The organism is Catenulispora pinisilvae, assembly GCF_015356865.1.
GTDB lineage: Bacteria > Actinomycetota > Actinomycetes > Streptomycetales > Catenulisporaceae > Catenulispora > Catenulispora pinisilvae.
Genome location: NZ_JAAFZA010000110.1, coordinates 1 through 25,281 on the forward strand (window position 1 = coordinate 1; position 25,281 = coordinate 25,281).

Annotated in this window: 17 protein-coding genes and 2 pseudogenes; 8 read left to right on the forward strand and 11 right to left on the reverse strand. The window is 67.5% G+C overall.

What is annotated here, in order from left to right:
* The 8 genes from IZR01_RS27040 to IZR01_RS27075 all read right to left on the reverse strand — a co-directional run.
* Positions 1-3,608, reverse strand: a 3,608-nt coding sequence (locus IZR01_RS27040) for a non-ribosomal peptide synthetase (protein WP_194925482.1), incomplete at its 3' end; no start/stop codon positions are given.
* A gap of 56 nt (positions 3,609-3,664) precedes the next feature.
* Positions 3,665-6,847, reverse strand: a complete 3,183-nt coding sequence (locus IZR01_RS27045; RefSeq protein ID WP_194925483.1) for a non-ribosomal peptide synthetase — start codon at positions 6,845-6,847, stop codon at positions 3,665-3,667.
* A 77-nt stretch (positions 6,848-6,924) separates the two neighbouring features.
* Positions 6,925-8,763: an acyl-CoA dehydrogenase gene (locus tag IZR01_RS27050; RefSeq protein ID WP_194925484.1), complete on the reverse strand. Its 1,839-nt coding sequence runs from the start codon at positions 8,761-8,763 to the stop codon at positions 6,925-6,927.
* On the reverse strand, positions 8,760-9,668 hold the full coding sequence (locus IZR01_RS27055; RefSeq protein WP_194894295.1) for an acyl-ACP desaturase: 909 nt from the start codon (positions 9,666-9,668) through the stop codon (positions 8,760-8,762). Before IZR01_RS27055 ends, IZR01_RS27050 begins: the two co-directional genes overlap by 4 nt.
* An 11-nt stretch (positions 9,669-9,679) precedes the next feature.
* Positions 9,680-10,510, reverse strand: coding sequence for an SAM-dependent methyltransferase (locus IZR01_RS27060; RefSeq protein WP_194894294.1), 831 nt, complete (start codon positions 10,508-10,510; stop codon positions 9,680-9,682).
* Positions 10,510-10,764: an acyl carrier protein gene (locus IZR01_RS27065; protein ID WP_194894293.1), complete on the reverse strand. Its 255-nt coding sequence runs from the start codon at positions 10,762-10,764 to the stop codon at positions 10,510-10,512. Before IZR01_RS27065 ends, IZR01_RS27060 begins: the two co-directional genes overlap by 1 nt.
* Positions 10,765-10,774: 10 nt before the next feature.
* Complete coding sequence (locus IZR01_RS27070; RefSeq protein ID WP_194925485.1) at positions 10,775-11,356, reverse strand: PaaI family thioesterase; 582 nt, start codon at positions 11,354-11,356, stop codon at positions 10,775-10,777.
* Positions 11,353-12,999: an AMP-binding protein gene (locus IZR01_RS27075; RefSeq protein WP_323747107.1), complete on the reverse strand. Its 1,647-nt coding sequence runs from the start codon at positions 12,997-12,999 to the stop codon at positions 11,353-11,355. Before IZR01_RS27075 ends, IZR01_RS27070 begins: the two co-directional genes overlap by 4 nt.
* Before the next feature lie 298 nt (positions 13,000-13,297).
* Here IZR01_RS27075 and IZR01_RS27080 point away from each other — a divergent pair.
* The 3 genes and pseudogenes from IZR01_RS27080 to IZR01_RS52525 all read left to right on the forward strand — a co-directional run.
* Positions 13,298-13,528, forward strand: a pseudogene (locus IZR01_RS27080) (IS1595 family transposase); the annotation flags it as partial.
* Positions 13,529-13,797: 269 nt separating this feature from the next.
* Positions 13,798-14,106 (forward strand): hypothetical protein, encoded by a 309-nt coding sequence (locus tag IZR01_RS27085; protein ID WP_194894302.1) that lies wholly within the window; start codon positions 13,798-13,800, stop codon positions 14,104-14,106.
* An 8-nt stretch (positions 14,107-14,114) separates the two neighbouring features.
* Positions 14,115-14,642 (forward strand): SH3 domain-containing protein, encoded by a 528-nt coding sequence (locus tag IZR01_RS52525; RefSeq protein WP_267254891.1) that lies wholly within the window; start codon positions 14,115-14,117, stop codon positions 14,640-14,642.
* A 90-nt stretch (positions 14,643-14,732) separates the two neighbouring features.
* On the opposite strand, the gene IZR01_RS27095 is transcribed toward IZR01_RS52525, so the two are convergent.
* Positions 14,733-15,419, reverse strand: a complete 687-nt coding sequence (locus IZR01_RS27095; protein ID WP_228560316.1) for a helix-turn-helix transcriptional regulator — start codon at positions 15,417-15,419, stop codon at positions 14,733-14,735.
* A 337-nt stretch (positions 15,420-15,756) separates the two neighbouring features.
* Between IZR01_RS27095 and IZR01_RS27100 the strand changes: the two genes are divergently transcribed.
* The 4 genes from IZR01_RS27100 (at position 15,757) to IZR01_RS27115 (ending at position 22,732) form a co-directional block, all read left to right on the forward strand.
* Positions 15,757-17,655 (forward strand): glycosyl hydrolase family 28-related protein, encoded by a 1,899-nt coding sequence (locus IZR01_RS27100; RefSeq protein ID WP_323747108.1) that lies wholly within the window; start codon positions 15,757-15,759, stop codon positions 17,653-17,655.
* Positions 17,652-20,687 (forward strand): choice-of-anchor D domain-containing protein, encoded by a 3,036-nt coding sequence (locus tag IZR01_RS27105; RefSeq protein WP_194925486.1) that lies wholly within the window; start codon positions 17,652-17,654, stop codon positions 20,685-20,687. Before IZR01_RS27100 ends, IZR01_RS27105 begins: the two co-directional genes overlap by 4 nt.
* Before the next feature lie 185 nt (positions 20,688-20,872).
* A complete protein-coding gene (locus IZR01_RS27110) occupies positions 20,873-21,442 on the forward strand; it encodes a TetR/AcrR family transcriptional regulator (RefSeq protein ID WP_194894289.1) in 570 nt (189 codons plus the stop codon).
* Positions 21,443-21,550: 108 nt separating this feature from the next.
* Positions 21,551-22,732, forward strand: a complete 1,182-nt coding sequence (locus IZR01_RS27115; RefSeq protein ID WP_194925487.1) for a GDSL-type esterase/lipase family protein — start codon at positions 21,551-21,553, stop codon at positions 22,730-22,732.
* 107 nt (positions 22,733-22,839) lie between these two features.
* Here IZR01_RS27115 and IZR01_RS27120 read toward each other — a convergent pair whose 3' ends face one another.
* Both IZR01_RS27120 and IZR01_RS27125 read right to left on the reverse strand, forming a co-directional pair.
* Positions 22,840-23,478, reverse strand: coding sequence for an HD domain-containing protein (locus IZR01_RS27120; protein WP_194925488.1), 639 nt, complete (start codon positions 23,476-23,478; stop codon positions 22,840-22,842).
* A 175-nt stretch (positions 23,479-23,653) separates the two neighbouring features.
* Positions 23,654-24,463: pseudogene (locus IZR01_RS27125) on the reverse strand (GlxA family transcriptional regulator); the annotation flags it as partial.
* Between the two features lie 34 nt (positions 24,464-24,497).
* Here IZR01_RS27125 and IZR01_RS27130 point away from each other — a divergent pair.
* A complete protein-coding gene (locus IZR01_RS27130; protein WP_194925490.1) occupies positions 24,498-25,256 on the forward strand; it encodes an ABC transporter permease in 759 nt (252 codons plus the stop codon).
* The last annotated feature ends 25 nt before the right edge of the window (positions 25,257-25,281 follow it).

Consider the following 25,281-nt stretch of genomic DNA (forward strand, 5'->3'; position numbering starts at 1 on the left):
CCGCCACCGCCACCGCCACCGCCACCGAGGGAAACCTCCTCGATCGGCATCTGTGCCTGATGCCAGACCACCTGCACCGGCTCGGGAAGCCCTTCCCACAACACAGCGGTCCGCAGGATGTCGTGCCGGTCCACCACGTGTTGCAGCGCGACCAGGAAGTCATCAAGACGCGCCCGGGAATCGAACCCCAACACGGTCGGAATCGCGTATACGTCATCGCCGTCTTCGGACCCGAGCAGGTAGTGGAAGAAGATGCCTTCCTGCAACGGCGCCAACGGATATATGTCCTTGACGTTCGTCGCACCGCCTGGAACGCCCGCGACTATCCGATCGATCTCGCCTTGGGTCAGCGCCACCAGCGGCAGCATCTCAGGTGTGATCGCCCGCGTTCGGGCGGGAATCTTGTTCGGCGGGACTTCGACCTCGCGCTGACCGGCGACCGCGGCGAGCCCGGCTACCGTCGGCGACGCGAACAGCGTCCGGACGTCGATCGAGATCCCCTGCTCGCGCAACCGCTCCACCAGCGAGACCGCCAGCAGCGAATGACCTCCCAGCTCGAAGAAGTTGTCATCGACCCCCAACGCGGGCACGCCCAAAACCTCGGCGAACACCCGACACAGCAGCTCCTCACGGGCATCCGCAGGGCCGCGCCCGGAACCGCTCGCGTAATCAGGCACCGGCAAAGCACGACGGTCCAGCTTTCCGTTCACCGTCACCGGCAACGCATCAAGCACCACCATCGCGGTCGGAACCATGTAGTCCGGCAACGCACCAGCCACGTGGGCACGCAGCGAATCGGTCAGGCCAACATCGGCACCGGCAGCCGGAACCACATAGCCGACCAGACGCTTATCCCCCGGCACGTCCTCCCGCACCACCACCACGGCCTGCCGCACCGACGGATGAGCCGCCAGCACCGCCTCGACCTCACCCAGCTCGATCCGGAATCCCCGAACCTTCACCTGGTCATCAGCCCGACCCACAAACTCCAGCACTCCACCCGCGCCCCACCGCACCACATCACCGGTGCGATACATCCGCTCCCCGGCCACACCGAACGGACACGCCACAAACCGCTCAGCAGTCAGACCCATCCGACCGAGATAGCCCCGCGCCAACTGAACACCAGCGATATACAACTCACCCGGAACACCCACAGGAACCGGGCTCAACGCATCATCGAGCACATAGACCCGAGTGTTGTCCAGCGGCCCACCGATCGGTAGAACGTGCGTGAGGTTCTCGCTCGTGTCCACCGCGAAATGAGTCGCACAAAGGGTCGTTTCCGTGGGCCCGTACAGCTGTCGGACCACGATTCCGGGAATGGCCTCGAGTACGCGCCGCACCGCCGCGACAGAGACGACGTCCCCGCCGGTCAGCACCTCGCGCAGACCCTCGAAACACTGCGGATCGTTCTCCGCGATCACCCGGAAGAGGCCCGCGGTCAGGTGGAGATGCGTGAGCCGGTGCCGGGTGATCAGGGTGCGAACAGCCGACGTGTCCAGCTCCACCTCCGGGGCGACGACCACCACGCCGCCGGACAGCAGCGGAGCCCATATCTCGTAGGTCGAAGCGTCGAAGGCGTGCGGGGCGAGCATCAGCACCCGCAGTGTGTCCGAGTGTGCCCAGCAACGATCGGTGGCCAACTCGACCACATTGCGATGCGTCGTCCCAATGCCTTTGGGCACCCCGGTGGACCCCGAGGTGTACATCACGTACGCCAGCCGATCGGGCAGCCCGGAAGCCGGGAGCGCGACCGGCTCGTCCGTGCCGGTCTCCGCGTCCACCAGGAGAAGATCAGCTCCCTGATCTGCCACCTCGCGGGCCAGGTCGCTCTCGCTCGCGGCGGCGTCCACCAGCAGCAGCCGCACATCAGCAGCCTGAACGATCCCGCTGACCCGGGAGACCGGAGAACGCTCGTCGATCGGCAGATAGGCGCCGCCAGCTTTCAGCACCGCCAGCAACGCCACCAGCAAGTCCGCCGACCGCCTCATCAGGACCGCGACCAATGACTCCGGTCCCACACCCCGACTAACCAACAAACGGGCCAACCGATCAGCCCGCGCATTCAACTCCGCGTATGTCAGCTCCTGGTCCCCGAACACCACCGCCGTCGCATCCGGAATCCGAGCCGCCTGCTCTGCGAACAACTCCGGCAACGTCGCCTCAGACACGTCACGACCGGTGTCGTTCCACTCCCGCAACACATGCTGCCGCTCCCCTGCCGACAACACCTCAACCCGGCCGACCGGCCGCTCCGGGTCGGCAGCCACCGCCGCCAACACCCGCACAAACCGCTGCGCAATCAACTCCACCGTCTCGCGATCGAACAGATCAACCGCGAACGTGACCCCACCACGCAACCCCGCCGACGCACCATCGGCATCGAACACCTGCCCCAACTCGAACGACAAATCAAACTTCGCCGCCGACACAGCCGGAGCCAACAACTCCGCCTCCACACCCGGCAACTCCAGAACAGCCTCGGCATTGTCCTGCAAGGACAACATCACCTGAAACAACGGATGCCGCGCCAGCGAACGCACCGGCGCCTGATCCTCAACCAACCGCTCAAACGGCACATCCTGATGCGCAAACGCACCCAACCCCGCCTCACGCACCCGACCCAACAACTCAACAAACGACGGATCACCCGACACATCCGTCCGCAACACCAACGTGTTAACGAAGAAACCGATCAGATCATCCAACGCCTCATCAGTACGCCCCGCAATCGGCGAACCAATCGGCACATCCGACCCAGCCCCCAGCCGAGAGAGCAACACCGCCAACCCGGCCTGCAACACCATGAACAGCGTGACACCCTGCGCCCGCGCCAAACCCGCCAACCGCTCATGCACCGCAGCCGACACGGTGAACTCGACAACGTCACCGGCATAGCTCGCGATCGCCGGACGCGGCCGATCAACCGGCAACGCCAACTCCGGCGGCAGATCAGCCAGCACCCGGCGCCAATACGCCAACTGCTCCGACAGGACGCTGCCCGGATCTTCCTCAGACCCCAACAGATCCCGCTGCCACAACGCATAATCCGCGTACTGCACCGGCAGCGGCGTCCACCCCGGCTCCGAACCAGCCAACCGTGCCGCATACGCCACCGACACATCCCGCGCGAGCAGTCCTCTTGACCAGCCGTCACCCGCAATGTGGTGCACCGTCAAAGCCAACACATGCTCATCCGGGGAAACCACCAGCAAGACCACCCGGAGCGGAATCTCAGCGCCCAGATCGAAGACATAACCAGCCGCCGCAGCCAACACCCCGGCCAAGTCCTCACCAGGACCGACCTGCCCGACCGTCAACAACGAGCCGACATCCTCCGGATCCAGGATCCGCTGAAACGGCACTCCCTCCCACGTCGGAAACACCGTCCGCAGCGCTTCCTGCCGACCGACGACATCCCGCAGCGCCGCGTCCAGCGCCTCCCGATCCAGCTTCCCGCGCAACCGCAGAGCGACAGATTCGTTGTAGGCGGAGCCCGATCCCTCGATCCGGTTGAGAAACCACAACCGCTGCTGTGCGAACGACAGCGGCAGGAACTCGTTCTGCGCGGGCAGCGAATCGGCGGCGTCACGGTCAACGGTCATCTGAATCCACCCTTAGGAAGCTGTCCGGCAAATGACGGAAGCACTGTCTTCGCGGGCTATCGCCTTGCCCGTAGCGCGGGCCGTTTCGTCTTCTCCAGCTTCCTGACTTGCTCGGCAAGCAGCGAAACTGATGGAAACTCGAAGAGCAGACGCATGCTCAACTCGACTCCCAGAGCGGATCGAACCTTGCTGATCGCCCGGGTCGCCGCCAGCGAATGGCCGCCCAGGTCGAAGAACGAGTCGTCGATACCGATGCGCTCAAGCCCGAGGACATCGGCGAACACCTCGCACAATGACTTCTCGAACGGATCGCGCGGCTCCCGGCCGGCGCCCTGCGCGGCGAAGACGGTCGCCGGCAGCAGCTTCAGGTCGACCTTTCCGTTCGGGCTCACCGGCATCTCCTCGACGACCATCACCGCGGCGGGAACCATGTAGCCGGGCAGCTTCCCGGCCACGAACTCCCGCACCCGATCCGGCGCGATGTCGGCGCCGTCGTGCAGCGTGATGTACGCGATGAGCCGGGCGTCTCCGAAGCGATCCGGCTGTGGAACCACCACCGCCTGCTCGACTTCGGCGAGAAGCAGGATCGAGGACTCCACATCGCCGGGCTCGATCCGGAATCCCCGAACCTTGACTTGGTTGTCGACCCGCCCGACGAATTCGAGTTGCCCGGCTGCCGACCAGCGAGCCAGATCGCCTGTCCGATACATCCGCCCGCCGTCGCCGCCGAACGGATTCGCGACGTACCGCGTGGCCGTCAATCCCGGTTGGCCGTGGTATCCCCGTGCCAGCTGACGGCCAGCCAGGTAGAGCTCTCCAACCACGCCGTCCGGCACCGGATCAAGCGCGGCGTCCAGAATGTAGACCTGCGTGTTCCACACCGGGCGGCCGATCGGCACGAAGCCATCGGGGACGCCCCGCCGCAACGCGGGCGAGGCGGTCACGTCGACGGCGGCCTCCGTTGGGCCATACAGGTTGTGCAGGCTGGCGTCGGTGAGGTCAAGGAGTTCGTCGCGAAGATCGGGCAACAGCTGCTCGCCGCTGCAAATCACCCGCTTCAGACTCGATGCGGTGTTGGCATCGCCGTCCCGAAGTTCCCGAAGGAACGCGCGCAGCATCGAAGGGACGAAGTGGCATACCGTGATGCCCTCTTGCCGTATCAAGTCCGCGAGATAGCCGGGATCCCGATGTCCGCCGGGCTTTGCCACGACCAACGTCGCGCCGACGCTGAGCGGCCAGAACAACTCCCACACTGAGACGTCGAAGCTTGCCGGTGTCTTCTGTAGAACCCGGTCTGAGCCGTCGAGCTGATAGGCCGACTGCATCCACAGGATCCGGTTGACGATCGACGAATGGCTCGTGACGACGCCCTTCGGACGACCCGTGGATCCTGATGTGTAGATCAGATACGCCGGTGAGTCCTGAGCGAGCGCGATGTTCGGCTCGGAGCCGTCCTCGGGCATCCGCGCAGGATCGGACGCGTCCAGCGTTATCGTCACCTGATCCTGGCCGATCGCGCGGTCGAGGGCCGGCCTGAGCTCTTCGAGGGTGACGACCACGGTCGGCTTGGCGTCGTCGATCATCACCTTGATCCGGTCGACCGGGTAGTCGATGTCGATGGGCAGATAGGCGCCGCCCGACTTCACCACCGCGAGCACGGCCACAACCAGCCACTCCGATCTCGGCAGACAGAGCGCGACGAACCGCTCTGGTCCGACGCCCTCGGCCCGGAGCGAACGGGCCAGCCGCTCGGCGGCCTCGTCGAGTTCCCGGTAGGTCAATCGGGTGGTGCCGAAGACCACCGCGACCTGGTCCGGTGTCTTGGCCACCTGCGCGGCGAACAGGTCGGCGAGGGTGGCCTCGGGGACGGCGTGTTCCGTGTCGTTCCGGGCCACCAGCAGCGTCTGCCGCTCGGCCGGCGCAAGGACCGTCAGTTGCTCGACCCGGACCTGCGGACCGGCCTCGCGCACGCCGCCGAGCACCGAGAGCAGCCGCTGTGACATCGCCTCCAGATCGCTCAACTGAAAGCGCTCCGAGTCGGCCTCGATCTCGATGCCCAGGCTGCGGTTCTGCGCGTCCATGCGGACGTTGAGCGTCACGTCGTGCACCGGACCCGTGCTGATCGTCCGGAACTCGGCGTCGAGCGCGCCGAATCGCAGGTTCGCGTTGAAGTTCATGATGTTCACCTCGACGCCGAAGAGCGGGTCGGTGCGTCCGGCGATCATCTTGCTGTCGTGCATCAGCTGCTCAAGGCGGTAGCGCTGATGCCCCATCACCGAGCGGACCTCTTTCGAGATGCCGCGCGCCACCTCGGCGAACTCCTGCCCCGAATTCCCGGCCAACCGGACCGGCAGGATGTTGGACATCATCCCCGGAATCGCCAGCAGCGTGTCCTTGGTCCTGGCCCCGACCGGCAGTCCGATCGGCACGTCGTACTGACCGGTGGACTTCCAGAGGAAGACGGCCACATGGGCGAGCAGCGTCGTCGAGGTCGAGACGCCGATCTCCTTGGCGACGTCGATGATGCCGACGGCGTCCGCCTCCGAGAACTCTCTGCGGTAACAAAGAGTTCTGCTCGCGACCCGCACGCGGCGGCCGGAGAGCGTGACGGCCTGCGGGCGCTGGACCAGCCGCTCACGCCAGAACTCGGCGTCCTGCCCGATGTCCTCCCCCGCCTGGTATTCGCGGTCGCTCGCGACGAGTTCGGCCACCTCGCCGAACCACTTCGGGCTGAGCTCCCCGCCCTGCGCCAGCTCCGAATAGACCTGGGAGATCCGCACCGCGATCAGGGCCGCGCCGAAGGCGTCCACGACCAGATGGCTGCCCCGCAGGAAGAACAAGACGTGGTCCTCGCCGAGGTAGACAAGGGCGAATCCCTTGAGGCTCCCTGGCCCTTGCTCGTCCTCGCCCCAGATCTTGTTGCGCATCCACTCCTCGGCGTCCGCCAGCGGGTAGGCCGCCTCGGCCAGGTCGAGGATCTCCAACTCGATGTCCTCGGCCGGCGCCACTATCTGCCGGACCCCGTCGTCGTCCGACTCGATGCGAGTCCGCAGGACATCCGCCTCGGCGGTGGCGACCTCGATGGCGCGGCGCAACAGCGGAACGTCGAGGTCGCCGGAGAGCTCCAGATACTCGCCGATGTTATAGACCCCCGGCGAGGGCTCGACCTGCTGGGCGAACCAGACGCCGCGCTGCGCTGCCGTGAGATGTAGCGAAATTCCCTCGCCGTCGCTGTTCACTGCTCGCTCCATTCGAATGCGGAAACATGTCTGGCCCGGCGCGCGGATTCGGCTTGTGTCAGGGCTGGAAGGCAGGGCTAGAAGGCGGCTTCGTCGAGGTCCATCAGCCCGTCGTCATCCGCTTCGATGACCTGCGCTTGGGTCGAAAGCTCGGGAAGGATGGTGCGTGCGAAGAATCTGGCCGCGGTCACTTTGCCCTGGTAGAAGGCAAGGCGCGCCCCGTCGGTGCCGTCACCGATGGCACGCAACGCGACCTTCGCCTGGCAGAACAAGCGCCATCCGACCGCCAGGTCGCCCACGGCGAGCAGGAACCGCACGGTGTGCCGCCCGACCCGGTAGGCGCTCTTCGGGTCCTCCAACGCCTCGCCCAGACATCCGAACAAGACCTGCGACATCCGCTGGACGTCCTGGAGGGCACGGCTCAGCCGGTCGCGTTCGAGATCCAGCCGATCATCGTGGTCTGCTTCGATCGAGGCGGCTATCTCGCCGGTGAGATGGTTGAAGGCCACCCCGCCGTCGCGGGCGACCTTGCGGAAGAAGAAGTCCATCGACTGGATCGCCGTGGTGCCTTCGTAGAGCGTGTCGACCTTGCCGTCGCGGATGTATTGCTCGATCGGGTAGTCCCGCATATAGCCGGAGCCGCCGAACACCTGCAACGCGTCCGAGAGCAGATGCCAAGAACGTTCGGCGCCGAACCCCTTGATGACCGGCAGCAGCAGGTCGTGCACCTTCGCGGCGGCGGCGCTGTCACCGCCGAATCCCGCTGTGCCGTCTTGCAGTGAGGCGGTGTAGAGATACAGACCCCGCATACCCTCGACATACGCTTTCAGCGTCATCAGAGTTCTGCGAATGTCGGGATGCCGCATGATCGGCACCCGCGGGGCGTTCTTCTCCAGCAGCTGCGTGAGGTCTGCGCCCTGCACCCGATCGCGGGCGAACTCCAGGGCATTGAGATACGCCGAGGACAGCGTCGAGATCGACTTGATGCCGACCATCATCCGGGCATAGGTGATCGCGTCGAACATCTGCGTGATGCCGTCGACGCGCTCGCCGAGCAGCCAGCCCTTGGCGGCCCTGCCGTGCTGACCGAAGGCCAGCTCGCACGTGGTCGAGGCCTTGAGGCCCATCTTGTCCTCGACGTGCGTGACGTACACGCCGTTGCGCTCGCCGGTCAGCTCGCCGTCCGAAGCGGCGAAGTGATGCATCGGCACGAGGAACAGGCCCAGCCCCTTTGTTCCCCGCCGCGCCTCGACGCCGGGTCCCTCGGGCCGGGCGAGCACCAGATGCATGATGTTCTCTGTCAGCTCGCCCTGGGCCGCCGCGGTGATGAACCGTTTGACGCCTTCCAGGTGCCATGAGCCGTCCTCTTGGCGCACTGCCTTCGTGCTGATCTGCCCCACGTCGGAGCCGACGTCCGGTTCCGTGAGGACCATGGTCGAGCCCCAGTCACGAGCGATGGCGAATTTGGCCCACTCCTGCTGCTCCGGCGTGCCGTTGTCGAAGATGATCTGCGCGGAGATCTTGCCGCCGACATAGAAGTACAGGGCCGGGTTGGCGCCGAGCATCAGCTCCGTACAGGACCATGACAACGCGGCCGGGATGCCGAAGCCGCCGAGTTCAGCGCGGATCGAGGTGCGGTCCCAGCCGCCTTGCACCAGTGCGGCGACCGCCTTGACGACGGAGGCCGGCATCGTCACGTCGTGCTGCTCGGGGTCGAAGGCGGGAGGATTGCGGTCAGCGTCGATCAAAGAGTCGGAGAGCACGCCGGTGGCGAGGCTTTCGAGCTCGCCGAGCAGCCGGCGCGCGGTCTCCCCGTCGACGTCCTGGAAGGGCGGCGCATTCAGCTTGTCCTGGATACGCAGCACCTCGAAGAGGTTGAACTCCAGATCACGGACGCTGCTCTTGTAATGGCTCATCTGGCGGTCACCGTCTCGCCGACATCGATTCGTGCACCTACGGAAAGGGACCGGCACGCCGCCACGAACTCGACCAGCTCGTCGAACTTGTTGGACTTGGCGTCCACCGCGCGATTGACCACCTTGATGAGATGCTCGTAGGCGTCCGTGTGGTCATACGTGGCCGTGTCGGCGATCCGGAGCGCCCATCGCCAGTAGCCGCGGATCGTGTCGGCCAGCGGCATCCGGAAGTCAGCGATGACTGCCCGCATGGGCTCTATCGCCGCGTCGCCGTATTTCTTCAGGTACTGCTCGACGATGTCGCAGAAGAAGGCGAAGTGCCGTGCCTCGTCCCGGCTCAGTCGGCCGAGTATTTCGCGCAGCAGCGGGTCACTGACCACATTGCGCAGGCGCTGGTAGTAGATCTGGGTCGCCTTCTCCTGCACCAAGGGGTAGGTGAAGAACTGCACGGCGTGGTCGTAGTCGACGTCGAAGCGCTTTCGGCCCTCGATCGCGAGCTGGTGCCGCAACGACGCGGGATCGGCGATGCCGGAAGCGATCTGGTACTCCTTGAGCACCCGGGCGTGGGTGTCCTCCTCCTGCGCCCACCGCACCGAGAAGTGATACAGCTCCCTGTTGTGCTCGAAGACGTCGAGCTCAACGGTGTCGTCGACCGGGAAGAACTTGTCGTACATGGCGAAGTAGCCGGGCAGGTGGTCCTCTATCAGGGTGATGAATTCGACGGCCGATCGTTCACCCTCGGTGAGCCGGTCGGCGTCCGCCGCGCCCCAGTCGAAGCTGTGCTCGACGTCCCAGCGGCGATGCGGTGGCGTCGTGCGCATGAATGAGCGAACTGCCGTGTCGACCTCGGCCGCGCCGATCAGCGTGGCGCTGATGCGGGCTGAGGCCGGATTCGAGTCGGCCATCGGTTGTCCCTTCACCGGTATTTGCCGCACACCAATGCGTAGTGCTTCGTGGTGAACCCCCAGCCCGCGTTCGCTATCTCGAAATAGCGGAGCAGCTTGGCCGGCAGACCGGTTTCGATGGCGTCCAAGGCGTCCGCGTTGCGCTCGACGTTGGCCATCCAGTCCTCGATCGTGCGCCGATAGTCGTCGGTCAGGTCGTCGACCCCGACGATGGAGAATCCGGCACCCTCCGCGGCCCGCACCAACGTGGCGAGCGGCCGCATGTCGCCGCCGCCGAAGACCGCGTCCTTGACGAACAGCGCGCTGTCGCGTTCGGCGAACTCGGCCTGCTTGGCTGGATTGCGGTAGCAGCTGTCCGACAGGTAGACCCGCCCGCCCCTGCGCAGCGCGGACCAGCAGGCGGCGAACACGGCGTCGATATCGGTGAGATGAGCGCTCGATCCCACCATCGAGATGGCGTCGAAGCCGCGCGGCTCCAAGTCGAGGTTCTCGATATGACTGACCCGCAGGCTGACCCGGTCGGCGATGCCCATCTCCCGCGCGCGGCGCGCCACATAGTCGCACTGCTTCGGCGCCGGGCTCACCCCGACGACCTCACTGCCGTACTCGGACGCCATGAAGAGACTGAGCGATCCCCACCCGCTGCCGATGTCCAGGAGCCGCCCGCCGGGCTTCATGTTCAGCTTTCCGGCGATGTAGTGGAGCTTGTTCTCCTGCGCTATGTCCAATGTGTCCTCAGGGCTCTTATAGAGCCCGCAGGTGTATTTCATGCGCGCATCGAGGAACAGCTCGAAGACGGCGGGATCCTGGTCGTAGTGCTGATTCGTGTCGATGACCGTCATCAGGCCCCCTGCGCCTGGACGGCGTCCTGCACCGAGCGGACGACATCGTCGATGGTCTTGAGCGCGAAGACCTCCTCGTCTTCGAGCTCGATGTCATAGGTGCGCTCGACCGCGGCGATGACCCTCAGCACCTTGACTGAGTCCACGCCCTCGATCATGCGCAGGTCCGTGTCGTCGGCCACGTCGCCGACGGCCTGCCGGATCAGCCCGCTCACGGTCTCGGCAATGCTCTCGCCGGTATCCGCTGCCTTCATCGATCGCTCCTCAATGGTCTGCTCTCAATTTGGCGAGCTCGCGCTCGATGAGAATGGCCTGTTCATCGGTCATGTCGATGCGATCGCGGTTCTCCTCGACGGCGATCGGGTGGTACTGGCCGACCGCGGAGACCACGAGGCCGCCGTCTCCGTCGAACACCTCGGCACGCGCCTGGTACGGGCCGGGGGTCGCACTGTCCGCGGTGGTCGTGGCGACGCACCGGTAATCGGCCCCGATGGTCGCCGAGGTGATGAAGCGGACCCGCAGGGTCGTGGTGAAGACCGGAATGCCCACTCGCAGGACAAGTAGGTTGCCCATGATCTCGTCGCAGACGGTCGAAAGGACACCGCCGTGCACGACCCCGGGGTGGGATTCATAGTCGCGATCGAAGCGCAGCGCGCAGGCGATTCCGTCGCCGTCCGGCTGGAATCTCAATCGCAGACCCTTGCCATTGACCGGCGAGCAGCCGAAACACCGGTAGTCGGGCAGCACGCGCCACGGCAGCTCAAGATGCCCTGGTTGCTCGGGCTGCTCGGGCTGCCCTGGCTGCCTTTGCTGCTCGGGCTGCCCGCCGGAGGGTTCGGCCGTCATGCGACCAGCCGATTCGCGTCGAGTCGCTTCAGCTTCCCGCTGCTGGTGCGCGGGATGGAATTCGGTCCGACCAGGGTCACCGCGAGTTGTTCCAGACCGGTCTCGGCGATCACCTTCGCCCGCAGCCGTTCGCGCAGCCGCGACCGTTCGTCGGCGTCGTCGACGGTGGTCTCAGCGACCAGGACGATGCGCTCGGCGGTGTCCGAGCCCTCGATGAAGGCCACGCACCGCCGATGGTAGATCTCGGCGTCGGTGCGGATCAGGGCCTCGATGTCCTCGGGGTAGTAGTTGACCCCGCGGACGATCATCATCTCCTTGATCCGCCCGGTCACATGCAGCTCTCCGCCGGCGAGGTAGCCGAGATCCCCTGTGCGCAGCCAGCCGTCCGCCGTCAACGGCTGCTCTTGCGTGCCCACATAGCCCGGGGTGACCGGGGCGCCCTGCACCTGGACCTCGCCGACCCGGCGCTCACCGAGCACACCGTCGTTCTTCGGGTCGGCGATGCGGAACTCGATGCCGGCGACCGGGCTACCGAGCGCGACCACGGGCCGCGCACCGGTCGAAGCCGAATCCCTGGGCACCGCGATCGCGGACTCGGCCAGGGTCACGCGGTCGACCCAGTCCACTTTGGGCTCGCGGCCCAGCGGCGGAAACGCCACCGCGAGTGTCGCCTCGGCCAGGCCGTACACCGGCAGCATCGCCTCGGGCCGGAACCCGGCGGGCTCGAAGTGCGCCAGGAATGCCGCCACCGAGTCCGCCGCGATCGGTTCGGCGCCGTTGAACGCGACCCGCCAGCGGCTGAGGTCGTAGCCGGGCACCTCCTCGGCGGGAACGGCCTGGCGCAACAGATCGTAGGCGAAGTTGGGCATGGCGCACGCGGTGTGGCCGCCGTCGGACACCTCGCGCAGCCACCTCGCCGGGTCCTTCACAAAGGACGACGGCGACCAGATGCTGACCGGGATGCCGGTCAGCACCGCGGCGAGCATGCCGACCAGACCCATGTCGTGAAAGAGCGGCAGCCAGACGCCCGCCCGGTCGCCGGGCCGGCCCAGGTCCACGCCCAACCGGATGGCGTCGAGCCCGGCCAGCAGGTTGTCGTGGGCAAGCCGCACGCCCTTCGGACGCGACGTGCTTCCCGAGGTGAACTGGACGATGAGATCGTCGTCCCCTGACACCTCGGGGAACTCCCCCGCTTCGCCTTGGGCGAGCTCGTCCGCCGGGATCTGGGAGACACCTGCCAGAGCCTGCTCGAGCAACGATTTCAGCCGGGCGAGCTTGCGCGAGACGACGACCTGGCGGACCCCCGCCGCGGCCAGGATGCCCTGCACCTTGTCCGCGTAGCCGTCGCGTCCCGAAGTGGGCAGCGACAGGGGGCAGGCGCACGCGCCGAGTCGGCTCAACGCGACCAGGGAGATCACGAAGGCGGGTTCGTTGGCGAGCATCAGACCCACGCGATCACCGCGGCGAACACCCGATTCGGCCATGGCGAGCGCCATCGACCTCGACTGCGCGCACAACTCGTCCAAGCGGAGTTCCACCCGCTCGTTGACGAAGCTCAACAGCTGTCCCGGATGGGACCGCGCCGTTCGATCCAGCTCCCCGTGCAAAGTACGACCGTTGTCAGACACCACGCCGTCCCCCACCCCTCGAAGGGCATCCCGTCAGATCAGGCGGCCCGACCGCCGGCAGTGTGGCGCACCGGTCGGGGGCCTTCCTTGATCACTTTCAGATCCTACGAGGCGGCCTGAAGCCGGCGCAGCGCCGATCGGGTACCCCGATCGGACTCCCCGATCGCGGTATTCGGACAACGCCTCGGCTGGGAGGGTCAAGGCGACCGCTCGGCTATCGGAAACGTGCAGACTTGAGCAGTCGAACAGCTCGAACAGATGAACTGAATATCTGCTTGAGCGCGAAGTCGCAGCTGATGCGCGCCGGGTGCGGCGGAAGACCTCGGCGACAGCGGCTGCGATCTTCCACCGCTCGCACTCCCCGCTGCCGACCTGGTTCGCCGCGGTGTGGTTCGTGACATCGCAGAAGAACGGCGTGTCCGCGCTGGGCTTGTAGAGCGTGCTTGGGTTCGGCTCCTATGACACGACGCGGGCATGGCTGCACAAGCCGCGCCGGGCGATGGTGCGCCCCGATCGGGAGCGAGTGTCCGGCGTGGTCGAAGTCGGCAGCGCGTCCTGGTGTCCGGACTCCGGTGCCCGGGGCCTGATCGTGAGGGCGTGCGAGTCCGATCGGGTGATCTTCGATGGCGGATGGCGTGTCCATCGCCGGACGGTTCCCGCCAATGCTGCTCACTGGCGGTTGCCCGCGGTTTCCGGCCGATCTTGTGCCGGGGATTCGATCCTCTCCTCGACAGGCCGTCGACACAGGTGTCTTACAGACTTCGCCCGCGAACCGCCTTGGCAGTCGCCTTCGCCACCGGCATGGTGTGCTTGGTGCCCCTGGCACCGGCGTTCGCCGACAAGACCAATATCACCTTCACCCAGCCGTACGTACCGTCCATCGCGCCGGGCAACACGGGCACGGTGACGATCGTCGCCGCCAACGGCGCTGATTACGCGAATATCACGACCTACAAGTTCACCGCGCCACAGAACACCACGTTCACGGAGAACAAGTACTACTGGGACGGCGACCCGGGGAGCATGAAGTGCACCCTGTCCGCTGATCAGCGGGTCATCGACTGCGTTCCCGGTCCGGGGGCGCGAACTTCCCCGCGAACACCCGTGCCCGCATCACCGTGAAGGTGAAGGTGGACAGCAGCGCACCGGCCGGCACGACCCTGGACGGCGGCACGTGGGACGTCACCGCCGGCTACGCCAACAGCCCCGCCCTCTTCGCCGTCGCCACCCCCGTCGCCGGCCCGGCTGGTCCTGCCGGCTCCGCCGGAGCGACCGGTGCCACAGGCCCTGCCGGCCCTGCCGGTCCCCAAGGTGGCACGGGCGCGACCGGCGCTCAAGGCCCTGCCGGCCTCAACGGCGACACCGGCCCCAAGGGCGACCGCGGACCGACCGGCCCCAGAGGCAGCGGCGACACAGTCGCAGCCGGCACGTACTGGGTACGGATCGTTCCGCAGAACCTGACCATCCGCTCCGGACCCGGTATGGGCTACCCGGCCACCGGTCGCTCGTTGCCCGGCGGCCGGATCGTATCCATCCGGTGCAAGACCGACTCCACTGTCATCGGCGGGAACCCGCGCTGGTACAAGCTGTCCGACGGCAGCGGCTGGATCGCGGCCCGGTGGGCGGCCAACGTAGGGTCCATCGAGCCGTACTGCTGAACTTGGCTGCCACACGCCGGGCACTGTCCAAGAAGAACGCATTCGACTCGGCGCACAGCAAGACCCGGTATGAGTCCGTCGAACTAGCCCTCAGGCCAGCAAGCCCTGCTGGAGGGCATAGGCGACGGCCTCTGTCCGATTCGTGCAGTTCAGTTTCGCCAGGACGTTCGTGACGTGGCGTTTGACTCCGTGCTCTGAGATGCCGATCCTGGGCGCGATCTGCTTGTTGCTCAGCCCCTCCGAGAGCAACACCAGGATGTCGAGCTCGCGCTGGGTCAGCTGAATCCGCGGCCAGGAGGCGCTCAAATGGCGCCAGGGGCGGGGCGCCGGCCTGCGGCTCGGTTTGGCGGGAGCCTCGATCTGGTCGCCATCGGCGGCCAGTCCCCGCAACACACGGCTCAGGTTCTCGATGTTCAGCGCGTCGAACGCGATCGAGTCGGCGGCGGCGTGCTCGGCGACGTCGCCGAGCCGCGACGCATCGCCGCCGTGCAGCACCATCAGGAGTTTGACACCGGCGCTCGCTGTCAATTCCTGGAGTCTGGCCAGCGCATCAGGGTCCAGGGATGCGGAGGCCAACACGGTGTCGGCGGCGCTCTCCCCCTGGTCGTCGAAGAGCGCGTCGACCTCGGTCACGGTCACGACCCTGGACACGAAGCTCATGGACGAGAGCATCGCGACCAGCCCGAGGCGGACGACCTCGCTCGGTTCGATCACCGCTATCGCCCGGTGCGCCGGGTCGCCGCCGTCACCGTGCCGCCACCCGTATGACCGCCGCATATCAGGAGCCTGGTTCGGCGTCGTCTTCGACCAATGGCAAGACAAATACCCCCGCGTCAGCCGATTCCGGCAGTACAGCCAACCCCGCGACCGACTGAATCAGGACTCTGTCTGACGGTCCGTGGTCGAGAATACCTCCTCGGTCACACTGGATCAACCTTTCGGCGAGATCACCGATCTTCGGCGGGCAAAGCAATTTTCTGACGTTGATCTAGTTCTTAACGCAATGTTGTCGGAATATTGCAGACATCTGTCCTCGCTGTTACGTTCCTCCCTGCATCGCCGCCCCTTGACGATCGCGATCACTTCATGTTCCCCGCACCGAAAGGAATCAGGGGTGTCACAGAAGATCCGAACGCTGCGAAGAGCCTCGGGCCTGGCCGGCGGCGCCGTACTGATGGCCTCGGCCCTGACCGCGACAGCCGCTGCCACCACGCCGGCCGCCACGGCCACCGCGACGCCCGCTTCCGCCCTGACCGCAGCCGCCACCGCCACCCCGGCAGCGGCCACCGGCGGTGCCGGGGCGAGCCTGCCGTACACCGAGGTGGAGGCCGAGAGCCAGGCGACCAATGGATCGGTCATCGGTCCCGGCTTCGCCGCGGGCCAGCTCGCCGACGAGGCCTCCGGCCGCAAGGCGGTGACGCTGCAAGGCACGGGACGATACGTCACCTTCACCACGCCGGTGGCCACGAACTCGATCGACTTCCGCTACAGCATCCCGGACACCGCGACCGGCTCCGTCTACAACGCCCCGCTGTCCCTGTACGTCAACGGCACCAAGCAGCCCGACTTCTCGCTGACCAACGCCTACTCCTGGTACTACGGCACCTACCCGTTCACCAACAACCCGAGCAACGGCAAGCCACACCACTTCTACGACGAGGTCCACCGGCTGCTCTCCTCGACCTATCCGGCCGGCACCACCTTCAAGCTGCAAGTCGACTCCGAGGACACCGCCTCGGCGTACACGATCGACGTCGCCGACTTCGAGAAGGTCGCGGCGCCGACGAGTCAGCCGGCCGGTTCGGTGTCGGTGACCGGCAAGGGTGCCGACCCGACCGGGGTGGCCGACGCGACCGCCGCGTTCAACGCCGCGATAGCCGCGGCGGGCGCGGGCGGCACGGTGTGGATCCCGCCGGGGACGTTCAACATCCCGGGCCACATCGCCGTCAACGACGTCACCGTCGAAGGCGCGGGCATGTGGTACTCGACCGTGGCCGGAACGGCGCCCGGCTTCTACGGGAACGCCGCGCCCAACCCGAGCACCAAGGTGCACCTGTCGAACTTCGCGATCTCCGGCAACGTCCAGATACGCAACGACAGCGCGCAGGTGAACGGCATCGGCGGCGCGATGAGCAACTCCACGGTGTCCGACATCTGGATCGAGCACATGAAGGTCGGGGCCTGGATGGACGGCCCGATGACCAACCTGTCCTTCTCCGGCATGCGGATCCGCGACACCATCGCCGACGGCGTCAACCTGCACGGCGGCGTCACCGGCTCGACCATCACCGACAGCAACGTCCGCAACACCGGCGACGACGGCATCGCCCTGTGGGCCGACGCCGGTATCGGCTCAGACTCGCAGGACACCATCTCGAACAACACCGTGCAGCTCCAGCAGCTCGCCAACGGCATCGCCGGATACGGCGGCGCCGACAACACCATCACCGGCAACCGCGTCGTGGACTCCGGCATCAGCCAGGGCGGCGGCATCCACATCGGCCAGCGCTTCTCCTCCACCCCGGTCGGCCTGTACACGATCTCCGACAACACGATGCTCCGGGACGGCGACCTCGACCCGAACTGGAAGTTCGGCGTCGGAGCCCTGTGGTTCGACGCGCAGCAGGCCACCATCACCGGACCGCTCAACGTCAGCAATGCCCTGATCCAGCAGAGCCCTTACGAGGCCGTCCAGTGGATCCAGGGCACCGTCAACGGCGTCAGCCTGGACACCGTGACCATCGCCGGGACCGGCACCTTCGCCTTCCAGGACCAGACCGGCGGTTCGGTGGTGCTGAAGAACGTCACCGGGACCGGGATCGCCCAGGCCAACCAGGGCAAGACCCCCAGCTACAGCTGCGACGCCGGCAGCTTCAAAATCACCGACGCCGGCGGCAACTCCGGGGTCCTGCCGACGAGTTGCACCACCACCAGCCCGCCGCCGGTCTTCCCGCCCTACCCGAGCGCTACAACCGCTACGGGCACTACGGGCACTACGAGGAGCGCATCATGACCCTGAGAAGACGTGCGGCATCTCGATCGCGCGGCATACGAACCCTGGGTTCGTTCGTCACAGCCTGCGCCATGGCGGCGGGCTCCCTCGGCCTGGCCGCCACTGTCACGGCGGGACCGGCGCACGCGGCCTCGGCGCCGACCACCCCGATCTGGTCCACCCAGCTCGACTTCGACAACGGCGGCGCCGCCTGGTCGGAGTCCTCCTTCGCCGGCCTGGCCGCCAAGGGCCTGACCACCGCCGAGTTGAACATGCCCTGGGGCACGATCGAGCCGTCGGCCGGTACCTTCAGCTTCACCATCTGGGACCAGGAACTGGCGAACGCCGCCGCGGCCGGGATCCAGCTGATCCCCATCTTCTGGTCCTCGGGGTGGGGTGGCAGCCCCGCCCCGTGGATCACCGACCTCGAGAAGACCAGCAGCGGGGCGGCGGGTCAGGCTCCGGACTGGTGGAACTCCACCGAACAGTCCGAGTACTTCACCTACGTCGAGGACACCGTCCAGAACTCGCTCGCGCAGCCCGCCGGTTACGGCGGCGCGATCCTGGACTACGGCTTCCTCGACGCGCAGTGGGACATCAACGGCTCCGGCGGCGGCTACACCACCGACGACATCGCCGAGTTCCAGAACGTGTACCTGCCCGACACCTACGGCACCATCGCCACGTTCAACTCCGATGAGGGCACGTCGTACCCGGCGTTCAGCCAGGTGCCCGCCGAGGCTTCCGGGCAGTCGTTGTTCGGTGTGTTCCAGGCGTTCCGGGCCTGGAGCGTCGAGCAGACCTACGGAGCTTTGACCGCGGCCGTGCGCGGCATCACCGCGAACACACCGCTGTATTACTACTACGGCGGCGGGTTCGGGAACGCGACGAACTACGCGAACAACCCGGACACGTTCTACAAGCTGGCCAAGAAGTACAACGTCACCGTCATCGCCGACTCGGCTAGCAACACCGGCATGACGTTGGCGATGGCGAGCCTGGCCCGCGCGTACGGCGTGAAGATGGCCGAGGAGTGGACGGCGCCGAGTTCGGACTCTGAACTCGCCGCTTATGCCGTGCAGTGGCTCGACAGCTACGGCATGACGTTCCCGCAGGCAGGCGGCGAGGACTTCTTCATCCATGACGGCACGACTAAGGACACTGTCGGGTTCCCCATCTATACAAGCTGGCTACCGACACTCAAGAGCCTGTCGGGAACGTACCCGCAGCAGCCTGCCGCGCTGTATATCGATGTCTCCCAGGGCTACGGGAACACCGCCGGCGGCAGCTTGAACAACGTGGAGACCGCGGCGGCCAGCATCTGGAACAGCTTCCAGTCCGGACTGGCGATCGTCACCAGCCAGGAGGTCGCCAACGGCGCGGTAAACCTGTCCTCGTTCGCGGGGGTGCTACCGCTCAACGGTGTGGATGCGAATCTGACCACGTATAAGAACGGTGGCGGCGCGCTCCTCACGTCTCCGGCGCAGCTGACTCAGTATGCGAAGGCCTACGCGGTGGTCGACGCGCCGTCCGTCGGAAACGTGCAGACCGTGCCGGTCGTCTCGGCCAACCACACCAGCGCCTCACTGACGCTGGCGAATATCACCTCCGGCACCGCATATAACGCGCCGATCGCCGTCGACCCGGCCGGACTCGGCTTGAACTCGGGCAGCTATTACCTGGTGAACGCTGCCGGGACCGCGCTCCCGCAATCCGTCCAGGCGAACGGGCTGATCTGCGCGAGCGCGAGCCTGGCCGCGGCGAGCCTGGCCGAGTGGACCGTCAAGGCCGGATCGGCACCCGCCGGCACCGCCTCGTCCGGCTGCCCGACCACATACACCGGCGCCACGACCGTGACTGCCACCGCCGGCCAGGCCGGTGGCGGGCTGGACTTCCTGAACGTCGGCGGCACGAACCAGGGTTCTGACGGGAATCTCACGCAGATCGCCCAGGGCGGCCAAACCGCGTATGAGACCTGGACCAGCGCGCAGAGCGGGGTCACGCCGGCGAACGTCTACCTGCGGCTGGCCCCGGCGTCCGCGGTCGAAGCAGCCTCGGACATCTCGGTACAGGTCACCTACTGGGCCGCCGCGGGCCAGGGCTTCACGGTGCAGTACAGCACACCGACGAACGCCTACCAGAACGGGCCGAGCGTCACCAGCCCCGGCACCGGCACCTGGGCCACGGCCACCGTGCAACTCACCGGCGCCCAGCTCGACGAGCTCGAGAACGGAGGCGCCGACCTCCGGCTCGCCGTCACCGCCCCCACGGCGCCGCTGATCGTGCGCAGCGTCACCATGTCGGTGGCGAACAGCAGCGGCGGCCCGACCCTGGCCGCGACACCGAGCTCGCTGAGCTTCGGAAACGTGAGCGTCGGCTCGAACAGCCCGGCCCGGACAGTGACGATCACCAACTCGGGCACCGCGGCGGCCGCTGTCGCCGGCATCACGGCCGCCACCGGCTTCACCGAGACGAACACCTGCGGCTCCAGCATCGCCGCCGGCGGCAGCTGCACGGCCAACGTCACCTTCGCTCCCACCGCCGCCCAGGCATACAGCGGCAACCTCACCGTCAGCAGCGACGCGAGCAACAGCCCCCTGACAATCCCGCTCACCGGGACCGGCACGAACGCGAACACCAACCTCGCGCTCAAGCAACCGGTCACCGCCTCCAGCGTGCAGCAGACCTATGTGGCCGGCAACGCCAACGACGGAAACACCGGCAGCTACTGGGAGAGCCACGACGGGACCTGGCCGAGCACCCTGACCGTCGACCTGGGCTCGACCCAGCCACTCGCCGACACGGTCATCGACCTCCCGCCGCTGACCGTCTGGCAGACCCGGACCCAGACCCTGTCGGTGCTCGGCTCGAACGACGACTCCGCGTGGACGACCATCACCGCCTCGGCGACGTACACCTGGAATCCGAGCACCGGCAACACCGTGACCATCAACTTCCCGGCGGGTACGGCATCCCGCTACGTCCAGCTGAGCTTCACCGCAAACAGCGTGCAGAACGGCGCGCAAGTCTCGGAGTGGCAGATCTTCGGCTGAGGTCGAGAGCTCTGCAACGTCGCCAGCCCCGTGGACCGGAGTCCACGGGGCTGGTGGCGTTCATCGCGCGCAGCCAGCAGCCGATGTCCCCTGGGACCTTCCAATGGCACACATGCACGGCAGACCAATTTGCCTAAGTGACTTAGGCAAATGCATGATGGTTGTCGGCAAACAGGAGGAAGGTTATGGCTAGAGCGGGCCTGACCCCGGAGCGCCTGACCCTGGCCGGCGTGGAGCTGGCCGACGAGGTCGGCCTCGACCAGGTGACCGTCTCGGCGCTGGCCCGGCGGTTCGACGTCAAAGTTGCGAGTCTGTACTCGCACCTGAAGAGCTCCCAGGACCTCAAGACCAGGATCGCCCTGTTCGCCTTGGAGGAACTCGCCGACCGGGTCGCCGCGGCCCTGGCCGGACGTGCGGGCAAGGACGCTCTGGCCGCCTTCGGCAACGCGTACCGCGACTACGCCCGGGAGCACCCGGGTCGCTACGCTGCCGCCCAGCTGCGGCTCGATACCGAGACGGCAGCCGCGAGCGCCGGGGTACGGCACGCCCAGATGACGCGGGCGATCCTGCGCGGCTACGACCTGCCAGAGCCGGACCAGACGCACGCGGTCCGCATGCTGGGCAGCGTCTTCCACGGCTACGTCAGCCTGGAGATGGCCGGCGGATTCAGCCACACCGCCGTCGACTCGCAGCAGTCCTGGGAGTGGACCCTGGACTCCCTCGACGCCCTGCTGCGCAGCCAGGCCGGCTCCTGACTCACCGGCGGCTTTCACCGCTGGCAGCGGTCCGTCGCGCCGCGCATCGTCGCACCGACACACAGACGCACCGACATACCTGAACATTCCGAAAGGCAGCCTCGGACAATGACCACCGAGCACGAAAACTGGATCACCACGCCGGTCACCGCGGACCTCCTGCGCGGTTTCCTCGACCTGGAACCGACCGCACGCGGGCTGCTGCCGCATCGGCTACCCGCCCGGGCCCGGCGGCAGATCCCCGACGACCAACTGGCCGTGGCCGAGGCTCAGCCCTCCGGCGTACGCCTGGCATTTCGCACCCGGGCCGCGACCATCGAACTGGACACGCTGCCGACCAAGCGGGTCTACCGAGGCTTCCCGCCTCCGCCGGACGGCGTGTACGACCTGCTGGTCGACGGACGACTCACCGCACAGGCCACGGTGCCCGAGGGCGACGTCCGCACGATCACCGACATGGTCACCCAGTCCGCCGAACTGACCGAGGGGTCCGCCGGGACCGCCCGGTTCACCGACCTCCCGGCGGGCGACAAGGACGTCGAGATCTGGCTCCCCCACAACGAGATCACCGAACTGATCTCCCTGCGCACCGACGCCCCCGTCGAGCCGGCGCCCGACCGCGGGCACAGGGTGTGGCTGCACCACGGCAGTTCCATCAGCCACGGCTCGAACGCCGCCCATCCGACCGCCACCTGGCCGGCCCTTGCCGCGGCCCGGGGCGGCGTGGAGCTGGTCAACCTGGGCTTCAGCGGCAGCGCACTGCTCGACCCGTTCACCGCGCGGGCGATCCGGGACACGCCCGCGGACCTGATCAGCCTCAAGATCGGCATCAATGTGGTCAACACCGACGCGATGCGCCTGCGCGCCTTCACCCCCGCGGTCCACGGCTTCCTCGACACCGTCCGCGAAGGGCATCCGACCACGCCGCTGCTGGTGGTGTCCCCCCTCCTGTGCCCGGTCCAGGAGGACACCCCCGGTCCCCTCGCCCCCGACTTCGACGGCGGGACCCTGCGGTTCCGGGCCACCGGCGACCCAGCCGACCGCGCCGCCGGACGCCTGACGCTCAACGTCATCCGTGACGAACTCGCCCGCATCGTGGCACAGCGGGCGGCGGAGGACCCGAACCTGCACTACCTCGACGGGCGCCGCCTTTACGGCGAGAAGGAGTACGCCGAGCACCCGTTGCCCGACGCTCTGCACCCCGATCCCGCTGGACACCGCCGCATCGGCGAGAACTTCGCACGGCTCGCGTACAGCGACGGTGCCCCCTTCGCCACCAAGAGCAGCTGACCGATTTGCTCCCACGCGGACCACGCTGATGGTCGGGGTCCCCACAGGGCGGCCAGCATCGCCGCCCGCGTCGCCGAGCTCAGTGATTCCCAGCCGCGTCCGGCCGCCTACTCCGGCCAGGCATTGCCCTGGATGATCCCGACGAAGTCCGCCCGCACGAACGAGGGGTCGAAGTGCGCGAGGACGTCGTCATTCATGGTGCCGAAGGTGGTGTCCGGGCGGCCGGCCATGCCGTCGTAGAACGCCCGCAGGATCCGGTTCTTGAAATCCGGGCGCGGGTGAGCGGCCACCACGGCGGCACGCTGCTCGGGGCTGATCTCGTCCAGTCCCAGGCCCAGGACGTCGGTCTCGACGCCGAGCGTCACGACGGCGACGTCGGGTTCGAGCTTGAGCGGGATCTCGGGGGTGGTGTGCAGTGCGATGGCGAGCCAGACCTTGCGGGCCTCGCGCGCCGGCCGGCCGTGGTCGAGCAGGAAGTCACGCGCGGCGTCGGCGCCGTCGACCTCGAAGCGCTGGTCCTTGGTGCCGTAGGCGGTGGTCAGGCCGAGGTCGTGGAAGAGCCCGCCGACGTAGGCGAGTTCGGGGTCCACCTCCAGCCCCCGGGCCGCGGCCTTGAGGGAGCCCCACAGGAAGACCCGGCGAGAGTGGTTGAACAGGGTGTCGTCGGTGGCTTCGCGGACTAGCGCGGTCGCCTCGCGGATGAGTTGGGTGTCGGGCACGGTGATCCCGGCAATGACCTCCGACATGGCTTTCCTCCTGGAATCGGCTGCGTTGTTGACCGATTCCAGTCTTGGTTCCAGCCCGTGGCCCGGGTACCGCGTCGGCGGACAGGCATCCCACAGATCCGGACAGCCGACGCGCCTAGGCCAATCAGCGCGGGCGCAGGCGAATCAGCACAAGCACAGATCCGGACAGCCCGGCTCAACCAGCCGCGCCGTGAGTACTCCGGAACCGATGCCGATAGGCGGCGGGACTGATCCCGAGCCGCGCGACGAACGTCCGCCGCATGGTCTCAGCGCTGCCGAACCCGGCCTCGCGCGCGCTCTCCTGCACACCGTGCCCGCCGTCGAGCAGGGTCTTGGCGTGGTCGAGGCGAATCTGTTCCACGAACCGGGCCGGGGTGGTCCCGAGCTCGGTCGTGAACAAGCGCGTGAGCTGCCGGGTGCTGACGCCGACCCGCGCGGACAACGCCGCCGCGCTGTGGTCCAGGGCCGGTTCGGCGGAGATCAGGTCGACCAGCTCGCGCAGCTCGACTGTGCGCGGCGGCCGGACCCGCAGCGGCGCGGAGAACTGCGACTGCCCGCCGGTCCGCTGCATGTACACGACGAGCTGGCGGGCCACGCTCCGGGCCAGGTCCGCGCCGTGATCGCGCTCCACCAGCGCGAGGCTGAGGTCGATGCCCGCCGAGACCCCGGCCGAGGTGAACACCTGGCCGTCCTCGACGAACAGCGCGTCCGGCTCCACCCGGACCCGCGGATACGCGCGCGCCAGCAGCTCAGCATGCTGCCAATGCGTCGTGGCCCGCCGGTCGTCGAGCAGCCCCGCGGCCGCCAGGACGAAGGAGCCGGTGCAGATCGAGACCAGGCGTTCCGTACGCGGGGACAAGCTCCGCACCGCGTCGACCAGGTCGTCCGGGATCGGCTCGGTCACGAGGTTGTCGCCGCCGGCGACCACCACCGTCTCGGGCACGGCGACATCGGCGGCCCGGCCGTCGACGGGCATCCGCATCCCCGCGCGCTACGCCGTCACCGGTCCGAAGGTGACCATGCGACGCGTTCTGCGCTCGGAGTGGAGCAAGTTCTGGTCGCTGCGCTCCAGCTGGATCACCCTGGTGTCCGCGACGATCGTCCTGCTCGCGTTCGGGATCATCGCGGCCTCCGTCTACCGCCCCCACGCCACCCACGCCTCCGGAACGCCCACCGACCCGGTCGGTCTGGCGCTGACCGGGGCCTCCACCGCCGGACTGATCGTCGGCGTGCTCGGGGTGCTGCTGTCCGCCGGTGAATACGGCACCGGCATGGTGCGCTCGACGTATGTCGCGGTGCCGAAGCGGTGGCCGGTCCTGGCGGCGAAGAGCGCGGTGATCGGCGCGCTGGTCCTGGTGGTCGCCACGGTCACCGCGCTGATCGCCTTCGGCGTGGGTGCGGCGGTGCTGCACGGCGACGCGATCGCGCTGAACCTGGGCGACCACGGAGTACTGCCCGCGCTGCTCGGCGCCGGCGCCTATCTGGGCCTGTCCGCCGCGTTCGGCGTCGCCCTGGGCTCGCTTGTCCGTTCCACCTCCGGCGGTATCACCGCGCTGGTCGTCATCATGATGCTGCTGCCGGCGCTGGCCTCGCTGCTGCCCGGCTCGACGGGCGACAAGCTCAAGCCCTACTTCCCGGGCAACGCCGGTGACGCGATCTACGCCCTACACCCGGCCTCGCACTCGCTGGCGCCGGGGGCAGGCCTGGCGGTCTTCGCCGGATGGGTCGCGCTGCTGATGGCCGCTGCGGCCATCCGGCTGAAGCGGACGGACGTCTGAGGCGCGACAGCGGTGACAATGGCGA

Bases quoted from the DNA above. Each gene is read 5' to 3' on its own strand.
- IZR01_RS27050 (WP_194925484.1), bottom strand. From the start codon at position 8,763: ATGAGCCATTACAAGAGCAGCGTCCGTGATCTGGAGTTCAACCTCTTC.
- IZR01_RS27055 (WP_194894295.1), bottom strand. From the start codon at position 9,668: ATGGCCGACTCGAATCCGGCCTCAGCCCGCATCAGCGCCACGCTGATC.
- IZR01_RS27060 (WP_194894294.1), bottom strand. From the start codon at position 10,510: ATGACGGTCATCGACACGAATCAGCACTACGACCAGGATCCCGCCGTC.
- IZR01_RS27065 (WP_194894293.1), bottom strand. From the start codon at position 10,764: ATGAAGGCAGCGGATACCGGCGAGAGCATTGCCGAGACCGTGAGCGGG.
- IZR01_RS27070 (WP_194925485.1), bottom strand. From the start codon at position 11,356: ATGACGGCCGAACCCTCCGGCGGGCAGCCCGAGCAGCAAAGGCAGCCA.
- IZR01_RS27095 (WP_228560316.1), bottom strand. From the start codon at position 15,419: ATGCGGCGGTCATACGGGTGGCGGCACGGTGACGGCGGCGACCCGGCG.
- IZR01_RS27105 (WP_194925486.1), top strand. From the start codon at position 17,652: ATGACCCTGAGAAGACGTGCGGCATCTCGATCGCGCGGCATACGAACC.
- IZR01_RS27110 (WP_194894289.1), top strand. From the start codon at position 20,873: ATGGCTAGAGCGGGCCTGACCCCGGAGCGCCTGACCCTGGCCGGCGTG.
- IZR01_RS27115 (WP_194925487.1), top strand. From the start codon at position 21,551: ATGACCACCGAGCACGAAAACTGGATCACCACGCCGGTCACCGCGGAC.
- IZR01_RS27120 (WP_194925488.1), bottom strand. From the start codon at position 23,478: ATGTCGGAGGTCATTGCCGGGATCACCGTGCCCGACACCCAACTCATC.
- IZR01_RS27130 (WP_194925490.1), top strand. From the start codon at position 24,498: ATGCGACGCGTTCTGCGCTCGGAGTGGAGCAAGTTCTGGTCGCTGCGC.